The 16,002-nt window shown below is 60.6% G+C and carries 12 protein-coding genes and 2 pseudogenes; 10 read left to right on the top strand and 4 right to left on the bottom strand.

Translation table 11 applies throughout. The features are described from left to right. Nucleotides 1-59 precede the first annotated feature (59 nt). The 4 genes and pseudogenes from BN871_RS08250 to BN871_RS08235 all read left to right on the top strand — a co-directional run. Nucleotides 60-948 (top strand): annotated as a pseudogene (locus BN871_RS08250) (ATP-binding protein); the annotation flags it as partial. Beyond that, a complete protein-coding gene (gene yycH, locus BN871_RS08245; protein ID WP_021881639.1) occupies nucleotides 948-2,519 on the top strand; it encodes a two-component system activity regulator YycH in 1,572 nt (523 codons plus the stop codon). The pseudogene BN871_RS08250 and the gene yycH, both read left to right, overlap by 1 nt. Beyond that, nucleotides 2,519-3,331, top strand: a complete 813-nt coding sequence (yycI, locus tag BN871_RS08240) for a two-component system regulatory protein YycI (protein WP_048745322.1) — start codon at nucleotides 2,519-2,521, stop codon at nucleotides 3,329-3,331. Before yycH ends, yycI begins: the two co-directional genes overlap by 1 nt. Nucleotides 3,332-3,627: 296 nt before the next feature. Next, nucleotides 3,628-4,440, top strand: a complete 813-nt coding sequence (locus tag BN871_RS08235) for an MBL fold metallo-hydrolase (RefSeq protein ID WP_048745321.1) — start codon at nucleotides 3,628-3,630, stop codon at nucleotides 4,438-4,440. Here the strand turns inward: BN871_RS08235 and BN871_RS08230 are convergent. Then, entirely contained in the window at nucleotides 4,403-4,654 is a 252-nt protein-coding gene (locus BN871_RS08230) for a hypothetical protein (protein ID WP_021880305.1), read from the bottom strand. The genes BN871_RS08235 and BN871_RS08230 overlap by 38 nt on opposite strands. 231 nt (nucleotides 4,655-4,885) lie before the next feature. Here BN871_RS08230 and BN871_RS08225 point away from each other — a divergent pair, with 231 nt between their 5' ends. Together BN871_RS08225 and BN871_RS26705 are read left to right on the top strand one after the other, a co-directional pair. Then, nucleotides 4,886-6,259 (top strand): S1C family serine protease, encoded by a 1,374-nt coding sequence (locus BN871_RS08225; RefSeq protein WP_048745320.1) that lies wholly within the window; start codon nucleotides 4,886-4,888, stop codon nucleotides 6,257-6,259. Nucleotides 6,260-6,425: 166 nt separating this feature from the next. Then, nucleotides 6,426-6,593 (top strand): CxxH/CxxC protein, encoded by a 168-nt coding sequence (locus tag BN871_RS26705; protein ID WP_021880303.1) that lies wholly within the window; start codon nucleotides 6,426-6,428, stop codon nucleotides 6,591-6,593. Between the two features lie 450 nt (nucleotides 6,594-7,043). On the opposite strand, the gene BN871_RS08220 is transcribed toward BN871_RS26705, so the two are convergent. Beyond that, complete coding sequence (locus tag BN871_RS08220; RefSeq protein WP_374725881.1) at nucleotides 7,044-9,416, bottom strand: 5'-nucleotidase C-terminal domain-containing protein; 2,373 nt, start codon at nucleotides 9,414-9,416, stop codon at nucleotides 7,044-7,046. A 221-nt stretch (nucleotides 9,417-9,637) separates the two neighbouring features. Here BN871_RS08220 and BN871_RS08215 point away from each other — a divergent pair, with 221 nt between their 5' ends. Continuing rightward, the gene (locus tag BN871_RS08215) at nucleotides 9,638-10,126 is read left to right on the top strand and encodes a pyridoxamine 5'-phosphate oxidase family protein (RefSeq protein WP_048745324.1); all 489 of its coding nucleotides are present in this window, start codon (nucleotides 9,638-9,640) and stop codon (nucleotides 10,124-10,126) included. Between the two features lie 159 nt (nucleotides 10,127-10,285). Here the strand turns inward: BN871_RS08215 and BN871_RS08210 are convergent, their stop codons facing one another. After that, nucleotides 10,286-11,566, bottom strand: a complete 1,281-nt coding sequence (locus tag BN871_RS08210; RefSeq protein ID WP_048745323.1) for a cell wall metabolism sensor histidine kinase WalK — start codon at nucleotides 11,564-11,566, stop codon at nucleotides 10,286-10,288. Then, nucleotides 11,566-12,243, bottom strand: a complete 678-nt coding sequence (locus tag BN871_RS08205; RefSeq protein WP_021880299.1) for a response regulator transcription factor — start codon at nucleotides 12,241-12,243, stop codon at nucleotides 11,566-11,568. Before BN871_RS08205 ends, BN871_RS08210 begins: the two co-directional genes overlap by 1 nt. Before the next feature lie 335 nt (nucleotides 12,244-12,578). Between BN871_RS08205 and BN871_RS08200 the strand changes: the two are divergent. The 3 genes and pseudogenes from BN871_RS08200 to BN871_RS08190 all read left to right on the top strand — a co-directional run. Continuing rightward, nucleotides 12,579-13,287: pseudogene (locus BN871_RS08200) on the top strand (polyphosphate polymerase domain-containing protein). Beyond that, complete coding sequence (locus tag BN871_RS08195) at nucleotides 13,284-13,964, top strand: DUF4956 domain-containing protein (protein WP_048745318.1); 681 nt, start codon at nucleotides 13,284-13,286, stop codon at nucleotides 13,962-13,964. Before BN871_RS08200 ends, BN871_RS08195 begins: the two are co-directional and overlap by 4 nt. Before the next feature lie 20 nt (nucleotides 13,965-13,984). Continuing rightward, on the top strand, nucleotides 13,985-16,002 hold a 2,018-nt coding region (locus BN871_RS08190; RefSeq protein ID WP_048745317.1), incomplete at its 3' end, for a carbohydrate-binding domain-containing protein.

The following is a 16,002-nucleotide window of genomic DNA, read 5'->3' as shown; positions in this document are numbered from 1 at the left end:
CCAGTCCAAAGAATCGAATGCTCCGAGCGCCTTGAACGCCTCGAACGAGCCTAACGCTCCCGGCGCRKCWWGAAGCGSTGCGCAGGTCGCGCGGACTGGCCGCGGTGCTCGTGAAGGAGTCGCCGGACGGCGAGGAGCGCTGGGTGCTGCGCGTGACGCTGAGTCCGATCCACCGGCGCGGCCGCGGCATTACGGGGGACGATCGCGCTGCTCCAGGATATTACCGAGCAGGAGAAGCTGGACCAGTCGCGGCGGGAATTCGTCGCGAATGTGTCCCATGAGCTGCGGACGCCGCTGACGACGATCCGCAGCTATGCGGAGGCGCTTGATGACGGCGCCCTTGCGGAGCCGGAGCTGGCCGGCCGTTTTGTCGGCGTCATCCGCAACGAGACCGAGCGGATGATCCGGCTCGTCTCCGATCTGCTCCATCTGTCGCGGCTGGATTCCCAGCAGTCGACGCTGCGGCGCCGGGAGACGGAAATCGCGGACATGCTGGATGAGGTCGCGGACCGATTCTCCGTCCAGATGCGCAAGAAGGGAATCCGCGCCGTCGTCCGCGTCGAGCCGGGCGTGCACACCGCCGTGCTGGACCGCGACCAGATCGACCAGGTGCTGGACAATCTGATGTCGAATGCGATCAAATACACGCTGGAGGGCGGCCGGATCGAGCTGGCGGCGCGCGAGCATGAGGGAGATATGCTCGCCGTCAGCGTCAAGGACTCCGGAATCGGCATTCCGAAGCGGGATCTGAGCCGGATATTCGACCGTTTCTACCGGGTCGACAAAGCCCGCTCGAGGGAAATGGGCGGCACGGGGCTCGGCCTGTCCATTGCCCGGGAAATTATCAAGGCGCACGGCGGGTCGATGGCTCTGGAGTCGGAGCTTGATGTCGGCACGACGGTGACGTTCTTCGTGCCGAGACTGCAGGAGAAGGGGGAGCCGGCCTAATGGAAAGAGCCAAAACATGGATGCTTGCCGTGCTTGTCGTGCTCAGCCTCGTCCAGAGCTACATGCTTTCCTACAGCGTGCCGGGAACTGCCGTGCGGACGCCGCAGAACTACGTCAATACGGAGCAGATGGGACCGGAAAGCAAAACCGAGGACGTGCTGTTCCCTGAGCAGATGATCCTGCATTTCGGCAACGGCAACCATACGGTGCTCAATCCGGGCGATCTCCCTTTCTACAGCCTGATCATGAGCAAATTGAAGGGCCGCCAGTTCGGCGGCTTCCAGCGGACGAGCGCCGAGATCGTGAACTGGCTGGAAATCCGCGACCGCAACCTCGGCATCGAGCTGAGGCTCGGCAGCGGGCTTCCGGTTCAGCTGCTCTCGCGCATGCTTCAGCTGGAAAGCAGCGACGGCACCTTCCAGTCGGACACGATCGACCGGATCTGGATCTTCCGCAGCGCCGGCAGCGAGGAAGTGAGGACGTTCTTCTTCAGCACGAACGGCAGCGCAGCGTATGAGGCGACTCAAGCCGACTTGACCGTGCGGGATGTGGAGGATGATGTCGGCCTCGGCGAATATTGGACTCCCTACAAGCCTAATATCTACGGCGTCTACCTGCCGCAGCAGCCGGTTGAAGCGGCCGAGGCGGAGACGAATTACCAGACGTACTCACCGGATCTGCTGCAGCGCAATCTGTTCTTCGACCCCGGCATGACGCGCAGCCGCAAAGACCGGACGGGCTCGCAGGTGTATACGGACGGCAAGCGGACGCTGCAGGTCGAGCAGGACGGGCAGTGGATCAGCTATACGGATCCGGCCGCGCCGCTCAGCGGAGCCGGGACGGGCGCAAGCCGGACGACTCCGGCCGGCAGCATCTCAAGCTCGGTGCTGTTCGTCAACCAGCATGGCGGCTGGGACGGCCTGCATCAGCTCGAGGGGATGACCGAGCCCCGAAGGCCGGACCGCACGCCTCAGCCGGGCGGTAGCGGCGCGGCGAACGGCTCAAGCGCCGGAGCGGATCAGCATTTCCTGCTGTTCCGCCAGTACTTCCGTTTCGGGGAGAACCGGATTCTGCCGATCGTTCCGTCGCCGGAGTTCCGCTTCGGCTATATTCAACTGACGGTCCAGCAAGGGAATGTCACCGCTTATGAGCGCTCGCTGATCACCCTCAGCGGCTCGCCGACACGCAAGGCGGTGCGCTGGCTGCCCGGCGGAAGCTCGCTGGAGGCCGCGATCTCGGGGTATGAGCGCCGTTCGGAGATTCGTTCCTTGTACCCGGCGGTGAAGGCGTATCGAGCCGATGAAGGCAGCATCCGGTTCACCCCGGTGTGGGCCGTCCGTCTCAAGGACGGCACGGAGCAGACGCTGATCGGGCCGCTCGCGGAGAGCTACGACGGATCGGATCTAACGAGAACCGATCTCTCGGCGGCTGCGCCGACGCCGACCCCCAGCCCGACGCCATCCCCGGGCAGCTCCGAAGGGCTCCAGGGTCCGCTGGCAAGCGGCAGCACCGCTGATGGCGGCGCGGCCGCGGATCCCGCTGCCGGCGCCGGGAAAGGGGGAAGCGGCTGATGGATTGGGGAAGGGCGAAAAGCGTTCTGATTCTAGCTTTTCTGCTGCTCAACATGCTGCTCGGCTATCAGCTCTGGATGGATGTGCGCGAGCGGCTGCAGCCGAACAATACGGTGGCTGGATTGTCCCCCGACACGCTGGCAGCGATGAAGAGCAAAGGCATCGAGCTGACAGGCGGCATTCCGAAGGAAACGCCGGAGCTGCAAAACCTGACCTATCGTTATGTAGACATGGATGCGGACGAGCAGAATGGAGACGCCTCTGGGGGAGAGGCGCAGGGCGGCGAGATCACGGAGCTTCAGACCCCCGTAGACAGCCGCGTCGTGTTCGACCCCAAGGAGCTGAGCAAGGCTCTGGGAGGCGTCATTCCCGAAATCGGCAAATACGATCTGGACACGGCGGTATATGACGACCGCAAGTTCGTGCTGTACCGGATGGCGGAAGGAAGGCCGATGTTCAACGTCCGGCTGGAGCTCTATTACAGCAATCAGCGGATTACCGGCTACCGGCAGCAGCGGATCGAGCTGCTCCCCTCGGAGCAGCAGAGCCCGCCGCAGTCCGTCCTGCCCGCCTCCAAGGTCATCCGCACGGAAATCATCGAGCGCTACGTTCCCGAGCATGCCGTCATCAAGGAAATTCGGCTCGGCTACAAGGAAGGCCAGCTGTTCGACTCCGAGACGCAGGTATCCACGCCGTCCTGGAGAATTCTGATGGAGGACGGCAGCGTCATCTACCTTCAGGCGTACAGCGGAGAGGTGCTGACGGACGCGGCTCAGCCGCAGCCGCCTTCCTCGCCGGGCACCGGCAAATAGAGAGGCGGCCGCCTCTGGACAAGGCGTTATGGCTGGCGCCAACGGCGGCCGCGGCACGAGGACCGGCATCCCGCGAAGCATGGGAGGCCAAGGGCTTTCGCCGGGACGCACATTCCTTTCGGCCGGAATTTTCTTTTCCTTGGAAAGGCATGCCGTCATTGGTATGGTACAATAGGTTTTCATAGTGAAATGGCGAGCCGAGAGGCTCTGCAGCGGCATGAGGCCGTCTGCTTCATGCGATAGAGCGGATAGGCCTGCAGGAGCAACGCCTGGAGCGTAAGGAAGGAACATGCGGAATGGAATTCAGATTCACTGTGCTGGCGAGCGGTTCGACGGGCAATGCGACGCTGGTGCAGAGCGGGGACAAGACGGTGATGGTGGATGCGGGGCTCAGCCTCAAGAAGCTGGAGGAGCTCATGTATCTTCAAGGCGTGACAGGGCATGACGTGGACGCGCTGATGATCACGCACGAGCATTCGGACCATATCAAGGGATTGAACGCGCTGGCGCGCAAATATGAGCTGCCTGTATACGCCAACGAGGCGACCTGGGCGGCTCTGGAGCGGCATGCGGGCAACGTCCCGCAAGAGAGGCGCATCGTGATGGGCACCGGCGAGGAGATCCGGTTCGGCAGCATGGGAGTGCGCTCGTATCCGATCTCCCACGACGCGGCCGAGCCGGTCGGCTATACGTTCACGGATGACGGCTACAAGCTCAGTCTGGCGACGGACCTCGGTTATGTCAGCGACATCGTCCGCCGCAACATCATCGATTCCGACGTGCTCGTCCTGGAATCGAACCATGATCCGGAGATGCTGCGCATGGGCCGGTACCCATGGAACATCAAGCGCCGGATTCTCAGCGATATCGGCCATTTGTCCAACGAGGCCGCCGGAGAGGCGCTGTGCGAGCTCATGACGGACCGGACGAGGCGGGTATACCTGGCTCATCTCAGCTTGAACCACAACATGCCGGACCTGGCCAGGCTGACGGTCAACCAGGTCATGGAGGACAAGGGACATTTCTTCCGGCAGGACGAGCATCCGCTGCGCGGAACGTATCCCGACCAGCCTACTCCATGGGATCAAATAAAGCGGAAAGCGCTTTGAGCGGCTCGTTGTCCGCGGCTTCCAGCTGAGCCGACTTGGCCTCCAGCTCCTGCCGGGTAAGCAGGCCCTTCTCGACGAGCAGCTCCAGCATGGCGCTCAGCGCGAGGAGGGTGCGGTACTGGTTGTCGGCCAGATCTCCCATCTTGGCGTGCAGGGTTACCTGGTCCCAGGCGTTAGGGACTCCAGCCGGCGGTTGAACAAGCTTGATATCCATGTCGGAATCACTCTTCCTTTGACCAAGATTGGAGCGGACCTGCAACATTCGGTGCCTTGAGGTCGTTGAATAGGTAACAGGCAGACCGGCTCTCTATTATTATTCTAGACGAATCTTCCGAAATCATTCCAAGTAGAGAAAAAACATCCTGTAGTTGAAAATCAGGCAGGCACGTATGCTTAACTATATGGCAGTTACCGCGTGCGCATATCACGGGAGGAGCGGGTTACAGTGGGATTGTTCGACGATGAGTTTTATTCGACAGCAGTATCCCGGCGCACAAGCAAAAAAAACCGCAAGCCAATCTCCGGGTTCCCGCTGCGCAGCCGCAGAAGCTGGGGAGCGGGCCGGCTCGTCGCCGTATCGGCCGCCAGCGGGGCCGTCATCGTCCTGGTGCTGACGCTTGCCATCGGCAGCGGCGGCACTCAGGCTGCCGCCGTCAGTGAAGCGGCATCGCCGCCAGCGGCCGGACTGGTCGCTCCCGGCGACGCGATCCAGCAGACCGTCGCGGCATCCGCCAAGGTGCGCCCGGCCGTCGTCAGCATCGTCAACGAGCAGGCGGCTCCCGACCGCAGCCAGAGCGGCAGCGGGTCTGCGGACAATGCAGACGGGGGCAGCTCGATGCAGCCGGATACGCCGGAAGGCCAGGCAGAGGACGCGCCGGAAGGCGAGCTGCAGCCGGCCAGCGTCGGCAGCGGCGTCATCTTCGCCAAGAAGGACGGCAAGGCGTACATCATCACGAACAACCACGTCGTGGAAGGCGCATCGGCGTTGAAGGCCGTCCGTATCAACGGCGAATCGCGTCCCGCCAAGCTGGTGGGCAGCGACTACATTACGGATCTGGCTGTGCTGGAGATCGACGGCAAGGGCATCGACATCGTGGCGGAGCTCGGCGATTCCTCCAAGCTCCAGTCCGGAGAGATGGTCATGGCGATCGGCAACCCCCTCGGCCTCGGCGACTCCCTGTCCATGGGCATCGTCAGCAAGACGAAGCAGATCATTCCCGTCTCGCTGAGCCAGGACGGCAACTACGATTGGGAGCAGGAGGTCATCCAGACCGATGCTTCCATCAATCAGGGCAACAGCGGCGGTCCGCTCATCGACATGCAGGGCAAAGTAATCGGCATCAACAGCATGAAGATCGCGGATGTCGGGGTTGAAGGGGTCGGTTTCGCGATTCCGGTCAACAACGTCATTCCGATCGTCGACCAGCTGATGGCAAGCGGCAAGGTTCCGCGTCCGTATCTCGGCGTCTACACGCTGGATCTGGCTTCCTACTTCGCGCAGCAGAGCCTGCCGGGCAGCAAAGGCTCCGCGCAGGGAGCGGACGGCGAGGCAGAGGGCTCCGGTCCGAAGCTTCCCGCCGAGGTGAAAAAGGGCGTCATCGTCCTGGAATCGGTCGGTCCCGCCCTGGATGCGGGGCTGCAGTTCAACGACGTCATCGTGCAGCTGGACGATCAGCCGATCAGCAGCACGATGGAGCTGCGCAAGTACCTGTACGGCAAGAAGCAGATCGGCGACAAGATCAAGGTGACGTTCTATCGCGACTCCAAGCAGGAGAGCGTCACGTTCAAGCTCCAGGACAAGGCGGACGACGACGAGTAGCGTGATTGGAGCGATAGAGAACGAGGGATCGATCCGGCTTGCAGCCTGCAGGCCGGATTTTCTTTTATTTCCCGGAAGCAGGGGATTGAATGCCTCTGCCGGGGATGTGGTACAATGGTAGGGACGAAGGTAAACTTACAAGATACGAAGCGGGGTAGGTCATCGAATGTATTGCGTGTGCAAGGAGCATATTGAGCTGGCTTTGGACAAGTTCGTGGATGAGTACGAGGATGCGCCGGATATGGTGAATCTGAATGAAACGCATTTTGCGAATTGGGACCCGCCGGTGAAATGTGACTTGTGCGAAGAGAAAGCGGAATTCTTGATCGTATAATCCGGATGAGATTGTAAGGCCGCACGGACTGCCGGCAGGGCGGGACGTTCCGAAGAGCTTCTTTCCCCAGGCGGGAGAGAGGCTTTTTTCTGTGGATGGCGATGGAATCCAACTAGAGTCCGGCTGTGGATAAGAGAGGCAGCTTGAGTTAAGGAGATATCCACATGTGGATATTTGAGACGGCGAGTTTATGAACGGGTTTATCCACATATTCACCGATATAGCGGGAGATGCGATTGAAGCCGCTCATGGTCAAGGAGCGGCGATGGATAAGGTAACGGCTATTGGCTTATGCCTAGAGCGGCTGAGGCAGAGATAAGCGCCCGGAAGATGGATTGCTTGAAAGGCAAGTTCCTTCCATGCGTTTTGCAGGCTGTGATCGTCGCGGATAGACCCTCCTTGCATGAGAAAAGGCTGCCCTAGGGGGCAGCCTTTTTGAATCCTACCGATTTACTTGATGACGGCGACGTACTTGCCGTATACGAAAGCTTTGTTTCCTTTGTAGCTTACCTCGATCCAGCCCTGCTTCCAGCCCGTAACGGTGAACACCGTTCCTTTTGGCACCGTGGCCAAAATCTTCGCCGTCGAGGACGCCTGGGCGCGCACGTTCAGGAAAGCGGCGGTCACCTTGGCTTTCTTCTGAAGTGATGGGACGGGCTTCACCGTTGCGGGCTTGCCCGGTTTTACCGCAAGTGGAGGTTTCGGAGCCGGAGCTGCTGTAGCCGCCGGAGTCGGAGTCGGAGTCGCCGGACTAGGAGCCGCCGTAGCCGTCGGAGCCGGAGTCGCGGGATTCACCGGAGAAGGCGTCGGCGAGACGGACGGAACGACAGGCGGGTTGGTCGGAGCCGGACTCGCGGCATCCTTCCGCGCTTTGTTCAGGCTTTGATAGAACTCGCCTTTGGTTTTCAGCCCTTCGAACAGAGCTTTGCTCACGCCCGCTTTGGCGGACAGCTGGGCGATTTCATCCGCGCTGACGGCATCCCGGACGTTGATGGAGGCCACATTCGTATACTTGCCGTCATCCGTCGCTGGAACCGGCAAAATGCCGGCATTGATCAGCTCCACGATGTCGGCGCGGGCCGGAGCGGCCGTATCGACGCCGGTGATTTTCCAATGCTGGGCCGGCTGCGGCTCATACACGCCGTTCTGGACTTCCTTCAGGTAAGAAATGGACAGGTTGCGGATCGTGCCCTTGTCCTCGCCGAATGCGGTCGCATCCTTGGAAGACCACAGCTGCTTGAAGGTACGGCCTGCAAGCGCTCCTCCAGGAGCTCTCAGAGCATCCATGCGGTAGGCGTTCATGCCTAGTTTCAGCGTATCGCCTGGCAGGATGGGGTTGCCTTTGAGATCGGCCAGATTCTTGATTCGGCTGCCGTAAGGCTCGGTCAGGTCGATCTCATAGGTCACGCCGCCGAAGAAATCGTTGGTGCTGTATTTGGAGGCGCGCCGCTTCTTGTCGAAGCTGACCGTGACGTCGCCCGGACGGGTGGAGTTGAAGTAGCCTGCCGCCCACTCCATGTAGTCCTTCAGATCCTTGCCGGTCACCTCGTAGACGGTGACTTCGCCGAGGGCGAACTGATAGTTGAAGGCGATGTCCTTCTTCTTGATCGGGCCGACGTCGAGCTTCGCCTTGTCGTTGTCGATCTGGTGGGCGACGACATCCGCCTTGCTGTAATGGAGCATCACTTCGCTGAAGAAGTCCGACAGCGGCGTCTCCTGGACCTGAACGGCCGGAATGCCCTTGATCTCGTCGGCCGGGACCATGTTCATCCCTTTCAGCTGGGCCACGATGGTGTTCGCATCCGCCCGGGCGAACTCATGGAAGGGCTGCAGCTTGCCTTCGAGGCCGGGGTCGGACACGGCGAACGTGCCGTCTGCCGCCTTCACCGGAAGCGCGAACGCCTGCTTTTCCTGCAGCACCATCCTGTCTCCCTGCTTCTCGAACGTAAGGTCGATCCGGGACAGATGGGAGCCGTACTTGTTCGGCTCCGAGATGATGACGCCGTTCACCGTCTCGGATTCGACGAGCGTATGCATATGTCCGGCGAAAATGGCGGCGAGCTGCGGATTGGCATTGGCCACGTCCTTTACGCCTGTGCCGGGCTTACCATTCTCATTCTCCAGGCCCATGTGCATGAGGCCGACGATGGCGTCCACCTTGCCGTCGAGCTCGGCGATGGCTTTTTTTGTCTCTTCCACGGGATCCTTGACGACGACGCCGTCCAGATGGTTGGTTCCTTTCTCGAATTCCGTGATCATAGGCGTGTTCATGCCGACAACGCCGATCTTCACGCCGTCTCTCTCGATGATCGTGTAGGCCGGCATGTAGCGTTCGCCGTTCTCCTTGTAGATGTTGCCGACCAGCGGCTGGCCGTGGAATTGGGAAGAAATTTTCGCCAGCACGTCGAGGCCGAAGTTGAATTCATGGTTGCCCATGACCCAGGCGTCATAGTTCATTTCGTTCATGGCGACCATCATCGGAGACTGCGGCTGGTCGTTGAACAGCTCGGCCGAGTTGTCCTGGATCATGTCTCCAGCGTCGAGCAGAATCGTATTGGGATTCTCCGCGCGCACCTTCTTGATCATCGTGTACAGCTGGGTCATGCTCCCCGCGGGGTTGGGACCGTCCAGGGCGTAATCCCAAGGCATGAAGCGGCCGTGAATGTCGGAGGTGCCGAGCAGCGAGATCGTCGTCGTATCGGCTGCCGCCTCCTCCGCGTGAGCGGTCGGAGCCGTAAGCGGTGCAGCAAGAGCAGCGGCTGACAGCGCGAGGCCGAGAAGGAGCTTGGCGCTGCGCTTGAGAGGATTGGACAAGGTAGGAATCTCTCCTTTTGAATGGTTAAGAATATGTAAATGAGGTTCTCGTAAAGTCTATTGCATATCCAAAAGGATGTAAATCCTTCCATGCAGCGGGGGAGACGGCTGGTTTGGCTGTCCTTCATTTCGTTTAAGAAGATATCACTTGGGAAGGCTTGTAGAGTGCAGGCCGAATCCGCTTGTCGGAGCAGCAATGGAAATCAAACTAAATGAATGAGGTGACCAGCATGTCGAATCAACATACCGCAAGCCACGAGGCTGTCGAGAAGGTCCGGGATCTGATCAAAGGAATCGATATCGCGATGCTCACGACGGTAACGGACGAAGGTCTGGTGTCCCGTCCGATGCAGACCCAGGAGGTCGAGTTCGACGGAGACCTGTGGTTCATCACCACAAAGGAAACGGACAAGTTCGAGGAGCTTCAGCATAATCGCAACGTCAACGTCGCCTACGTCGGCAAATCGTATGTGTCGGTCCGCGGCGAAGCCGAGCTGGTGAACGACCGGGCCAAGATCAAGGAGATCTGGAATCCGACCTACGAGAAGCTGCTCGGCATGTCGAGCGACGATCCGGATCTGGTGCTGATCAAGGTGAAGGCCGAGACGGCGGAATACTGGGAAACCGGCAGCAAGGCCAAGATGGTGACCCAGCTGTTCAAGAAGATGACGGGCAAGCAGGAGCATATGGATTTGAACAAGACGGTGGAATTGAACTGACGCAGGGATGGAAAAGAAAAAAAAGCAGGAGGCGCTCTTTCGAGACGCTTCCTGCGTTTTTTGCATGGCTTTCTGATTCAGTCATAGAGAGCGCTACGCACCGTCATTCCACCTCATTGTGCACGGGGAAGACGGCCTTGGATTTGGATGTTCGAAAGCTTAAAAAACGGAGGGCACCATGAAATAAAAGGACGTCGAGCTGCCGGGCTCGCTCTTCGCCCAGATCCGTCCCCCATGCTGCTCCAAGATCGACCTCGCGATCGCCAGCCCCAGCCCGTAGCCGCCGCCGCTGCGGGAGCGGGAGGCGTCGACCCGGTAAAAGCGGTCGAATATTTTCTCCAGATGCTCGGGGGGGATTCCATCCCCGGTATTGGACACCTTCAACTGAATCTGGTTATGCTGCTTCATCAGCTCGACGTTGATGGAGCCTTTTTTGTTGGTGTATTTCACGGCGTTGTCCAGCAGGATCATGACGACCTGGCGGATCTGCTCGCTGCTGCCGACGGCAGTCAGGCCGGGCTGAATCTCATACGAGAATTCCAGGTCCTTTTCGTAGATGACCGCCTCCATCGTCAAAATGACGCTTTCCACCGCTTCGCTCAGGTTGAACGGAACCTGGAGCACCCGGTCGCGGGCATCCTCCATCTCGGTCAGGTACAGCAGGTCGTTCGTCAGCGTCTTCATGCGCTCGGTTTCCGACTTGATGTGATGCAGCCACTTGGCTTGAGCGGCGATCGTGTCGTCGCTGTTCGCGAGCAGCACGTCGGCGTTGGTGTTGATGACGGCCAGAGGCGTCTTCAGCTCGTGCGAGGCATCGGCGATGAAGCGCTTCTGCTTGTCGAACGCCTCCCGCACCGGAGCGATGGAGCGGCCTGCGAAGTACCGGCTCACAAAATAGATGACGGCGAGCATGACGAGAGCGACCAGAGAGAACGTGTAGATCATCGTGGTGAGAATTTTCTGCTGGGCGGTCACGTCCAGGTAAACGACGGTATAGCCTTCCGCGGTACGCTGCGTGCTGTAAGCCCAGTCGGTGCCGTCGAGCGTAAAGCGGCCGTTCTCGACCGGATTCGCGACGGCGCGCTCCTTGGCCAGCTCATAGAACTCGTCGTCCATGTCGAAGCGCGAGTCCTTGGCCAGCAGGTTCCACTCCGCATCCGTCCGCAGAGCGAACGAGACGGAGCGCTCGGGAGGCGGATTCATTCCTCTGCCGCCACCGCCGCCCGTCGGCGTCTTCATGCCGCCGCCGGGGCCGCCTTGGCCGCCTTGGCCGGGACCTCCTTGATGAAAGAAATCGGAGACGCGCCCGAGCTCCATGTCGATGTCATGGCTTGTATTCTGATAGGTGATCGTGTAGATGGACCCGAAGGCGACGAGCATGATGATCGAGATGATCACCATGTTCATCATCAGGAACCGGTTGCGCAGCCGATTGAAGATCATTCCGTCGCCTCCAGTACATACCCGACGCCCCGGATCGTATTGATGCGGACCGATGCGTCCAGGAACGCCAGCTTTTTCCTCAGGAACGAAACATACACTTCCACGTTGTTGTGCTCCGCCTCGGAGTCGAAGCCCCACAGCTTCTCGATCATCTGCTCCTTGGACGTCACGGCCGACCTGCGCGTGATGAGCAGCTCGAGCAGCTCGCTTTCCTTGAGGATGAGCTTGAGCTCCTTGCCCTGGCAGGAAAGCCTCAGCGTCGAGGTGTTCAGCTCGATATTGCCGAACCGCAGCCCGTCCTCCGGCACGACCTCGCCCTTGCGCCGCAGCGCCGCCCGCATGCGGGCCAGCAGCTCGTCGGTGTTGAACGGCTTGGCGATGTAATCGTCCGCTCCATGGTCCAGGCCCGAGATTTTGTCCGTGACTTCGCCCTTGGCCGTCAGCATGATGACCGGCGCCGCGATGCCTTCCGCCCGGATCGCCTTGAGCAGCGTCATCCCGTCCATGCCGGGAAGCATGATATCCAGCAGAAGCAGATCGTAGATGCCGCTGAGCGCGTAATCGAGTCCCGCGTGGCCGTCGTTCACGACGTCCACGGAATAATGGTTTTTTTTCAATAGTTGAGAAAGCGCCTCTGCCAGATGCACTTCGTCTTCGACTATCAATATGCGCATGAGCCAAGTCCCCTCCGTCTCTTCCTCTCCAAGCCGCCTTGCACGCCCATTATAGGAAGCGAACCTTTAATCAACCTTAATCGTAGCATTCGGGCGGACATGCACCCAAGCCCTAAAATTCCGGATTCCGCTGGACGGGCAGGGTCTGTGGAAGGGAAAGTCCTTGAACGTCAAAGCATTCTATTTTTCCTCTCCGTCAATTGTTTAAGTTTCGTTAAAGGTTGACCCACTAAGCTACAGACATGAAGGGGCGAGGCCATCGCCCGACATGACTTGGAAAGGGGCGCTGCCCAGTGGCGATCGAAGTGTTCAACCGGTACGAAAACAAGTATTTGATGGATACAAAAGCCTTCTACGGCATCTACAACCGCCTGATGGCATACATGGAGCTCGATGAATACAACCGCGACGACAAGTTCTACTCCATCAGCAATCTCTACTATGATACCGAGCATCACTCGCTCATCCGCACCAGCCTCTCGAAGCCGAAGTACAGGGAGAAGCTGCGCATCCGCGCTTACGGGGTGCCGGGGAGCGACGCCAAAATCTACCTGGAGCTCAAGAAAAAAAGTGTTCGGCCTCGTGAACAAAAGAAGGTCGGCGATGAAGCTGAGCGAAGCCTACGAATTCGTCCGGACAGGCTGCCAGCCGGTCTGGCGGCCAGGAATGAACCGGCAGGTGATGAATGAAATCGACTATTTCCTGAGCCGGTACGAGCTGCAGCCGATGACGTATCTGGCCTACGACCGGATCGCAATGTTCAGCAAGGAGAGCCGCGATCTGCGGATCACGTTCGACACGAACATCCGTTCCCGGCGGCATGACCTGCTGCTCGAGAAGGGCGATTACGGGGAGCAGCTGATGGAGCGGGGACAGTGGCTGATGGAAGTGAAGGCACAGAAGACGATTCCCGTCTGGCTCGCGCAGCTGCTGTCGGAGCTCGGCATGTACCGCACCAGCTTTTCCAAATACGGCAACGAATATAAACAATCCATCCGCCATGCAAACGCACCGCAGATCGAAAGGGAGAGAATCGTTTTATGATCGAATCCATCTTTGCCTCCACAGCAACCGACACGACGCTGACGCTGCCTCACGCGCTGCTCACCGTCCTGATCGCCATCGCCGTCGGCGCCGTCATCAGCCTGACCTACATGAGGACCCAGCCCGCGTACTCGCAGAGCTTCACGCTCACGATGATCGTGCTGCCCGTCATCGTCGCCATCATCATCCTGCTCATCGGCAGCAATATCGCCAGGGCTTTCAGCCTTGCGGGCGCCTTCTCGATCATCCGCTTCCGCAGCGCTCCGGGCGATGCCAAGGACATCTCCTATGTCCTGTTCTCCATGGCGGCAGGCCTCGCCTGCGGCGTCGGGGCTCTCGGCTACGCGGTGCTGTTCACGATCATCCTGTGCGGGCTCATGTTCGTCCTGAAATTCGTGAACTTCGGCTCCCATAAGGAAGCCATGAAAACCTTGAAGGTGACGATTCCCGAAAATCTCGGGTATGAAGAAGCTTTCCACGAAGTGTTTCGCAAGTTCAACGTCGGGTATGAGCTCAAGAAGGTGCGCACGACGGAGCTCGGCAGCCTGTATGAACTCGTGTATTCGGTGAAAATGGGGCCGGAAACGAACCCGAAGGACTTTCTCGATGCCGTCCGCACCCGCAACGGCAATCTGGACATTACCCTCACGATGAGTCCCGTCGTGCAGGAATACTAAGCGAAAAGAGGTCGATGACGATGAAACATCCCTATCAAACGAAGCTGGCTGCGCTGGTTCTCCTGTCGTCGCTTGTGGCTGCGGGCTGCAGCAATGCGAATTCGACGGATTCGGCTGCCGATGCAAGCGGCGGCACGGCCGTGAACGCCCCGGCGAATACGGCTGCGGCCGTCGCCAAGCTGGCCGGGCTCAAGCTGGCGGATGTCGTCAAATACGATGACGACGACATCTCCGCGGCATGGGACGCGGCGAGTTCGACCGCGGTCAAGCTGAGCGGAGCAAGCGCCAGCGTCGACGGCTCCGGGGCCGCGGCCGATGGAGGGACCGTGACCATCACGGCGGCGGGGACGTATGTGCTGAGCGGCAAGCTCGAGGGCGGCGTTGTCGTCGATTCGAAGGAAGACGGCATCGTGCATATCGTGCTGAACGGCGCGGAGATCGTCAATGCAAGCGGACCCGCCATCTATGTGAAGGCGGCGGGCAAGACGGTGCTCACCCTCCAGGAAGGCACGGAAAATGCGGCGGCCGACGGCGAGAAGTACGCCGACAGCTATACGACCGCAGACGACACGCCGACGGCGGCGATCTACAGCAAGGATGACCTGACGGTCAACGGCACGGGCAAGCTGAGCGTGACGGCGCTGAACAACGACGGCATCACGAGCAAGGACGATCTCAAGATCGTCAGCGGCACGATCGCCGTGGAGTCCAAGGACGACGGCCTCGTCGGCAAGGATCTGGCCGCGGTCAAGGACGGCAGCATTACGGTGAAGGCCGGCGGCGACGGCATCAAGTCGACCAACGATACGGATGCCGACAAAGGTTATGTGGCGATTGCGGGAGGAACGTTCTCCATCGTGTCGGAGAACGACGGCATTCAGGCCGCCAGCTCGCTGGTGATTGAAGGGGGCTCGTTCGAAGTCGCCACCGGCGGCGGCAGCGCCAATGCCGAGCCGCATCAGCAGGAAGGCCCTCCACAGTGGGGCGGACAGCAGGGGCAGGGCGGCACGATGCCGGAAGATCCGAACGGCACGCAGCAAGGTCAGTCCGGCGATGCGTCGGCCCGGACGCCGAGCGCCACGGAGTCGGGAACGACGGAGGCAGCCGGTACGGAGTCGGCCAGCGCCAAGGGGCTGAAGGCATCGACAGGCATCTCGGTGGCGGGCGGCGTGTTCAAGCTCGATTCCGCCGATGACGGCGTTCACAGCAACGGCGCCGTCGCCATTGCCGGGGGAGATTTCAGCATCGCGACGGGCGACGACGGCATCCATGCGGACGCTTCGCTGGCAATCAGCGGCGGGAAGATCAACATCACCGGCAGCTATGAAGGGCTGGAGAGCGCCAGCATCGCCATTTCGGACGGAGAGATCCATATCGTCGCCAGCGACGACGGCGTCAACGCCTCCGAGGGCTCCAGCGAGAGCATGGAGGCAGGCCAGGGCGGCGGAGGCATGGGAGGCCCCGGCGAGGCGGCGGGCAACGCCCTGCTGGCCATCAGCGGCGGGTATATGACGGTCGACGCGGCTGGCGACGGACTCGACTCCAACGGCTCGATCACGATGTCCGGAGGCACGGTGCTCGTGAACGGGCCGACGATGGACGGCAACGGCGCTCTTGACTACGACGGCACGTTCGAGCAATCCGGAGGCTTGCTGATCGCCGCGGGCAGCTCCGGCATGGCGCAGGCGCCATCCGAGACCTCCTCCCAGCGCGCTGTCTTGATGACCTTCCCGGCCCAAGTCCAGGCCGGCACGCTGGTGACGATGGCCGACAGCGCGGGCAAGTCCGTCGCGACCTTCGCCCCGGCCAAGGCGATCCAGAGCATCGTCATCTCGGCGCCGGAGCTGAAGGCGGGAGAAAGCTACACGATCAGCACCGGCGGCAGCTCCGACGCCGCTCAGAAGGATGGCCTCTATGAAAGCGGCGCCTACAGCGGAGGCACCAAGGTCGTGAGCTTCACCCTCGGCGACAAGGTCACCTATGTCAACGAGTCCGGCGTCACGACGGCGCCGAGCGGATTTGGCGGCGGCGGCGGAGG

This window comes from Paenibacillus sp. P22, assembly GCF_000469945.2.
GTDB classification, from domain to species: Bacteria; Bacillota; Bacilli; order Paenibacillales; family Paenibacillaceae; genus Paenibacillus_O; species Paenibacillus_O humicus.
This window is presented reverse-complemented; position numbering and strand designations above follow the sequence as displayed.

What these genes read in the sequence shown, in the direction of transcription:
- yycH (WP_021881639.1), top strand. Translation starts at nt 948, where the DNA reads ATGGAAAGAGCCAAAACATGGATGCTTGCCGTGCTTGTCGTGCTCAGC.
- yycI (WP_048745322.1), top strand. Translation starts at nt 2,519, where the DNA reads ATGGATTGGGGAAGGGCGAAAAGCGTTCTGATTCTAGCTTTTCTGCTG.
- BN871_RS08235 (WP_048745321.1), top strand. Translation starts at nt 3,628, where the DNA reads ATGGAATTCAGATTCACTGTGCTGGCGAGCGGTTCGACGGGCAATGCG.
- BN871_RS08230 (WP_021880305.1), bottom strand. Translation starts at nt 4,654, where the DNA reads ATGGATATCAAGCTTGTTCAACCGCCGGCTGGAGTCCCTAACGCCTGG.
- BN871_RS26705 (WP_021880303.1), top strand. Translation starts at nt 6,426, where the DNA reads ATGTATTGCGTGTGCAAGGAGCATATTGAGCTGGCTTTGGACAAGTTC.
- BN871_RS08215 (WP_048745324.1), top strand. Translation starts at nt 9,638, where the DNA reads ATGTCGAATCAACATACCGCAAGCCACGAGGCTGTCGAGAAGGTCCGG.
- BN871_RS08205 (WP_021880299.1), bottom strand. Translation starts at nt 12,243, where the DNA reads ATGCGCATATTGATAGTCGAAGACGAAGTGCATCTGGCAGAGGCGCTT.
- BN871_RS08195 (WP_048745318.1), top strand. Translation starts at nt 13,284, where the DNA reads ATGATCGAATCCATCTTTGCCTCCACAGCAACCGACACGACGCTGACG.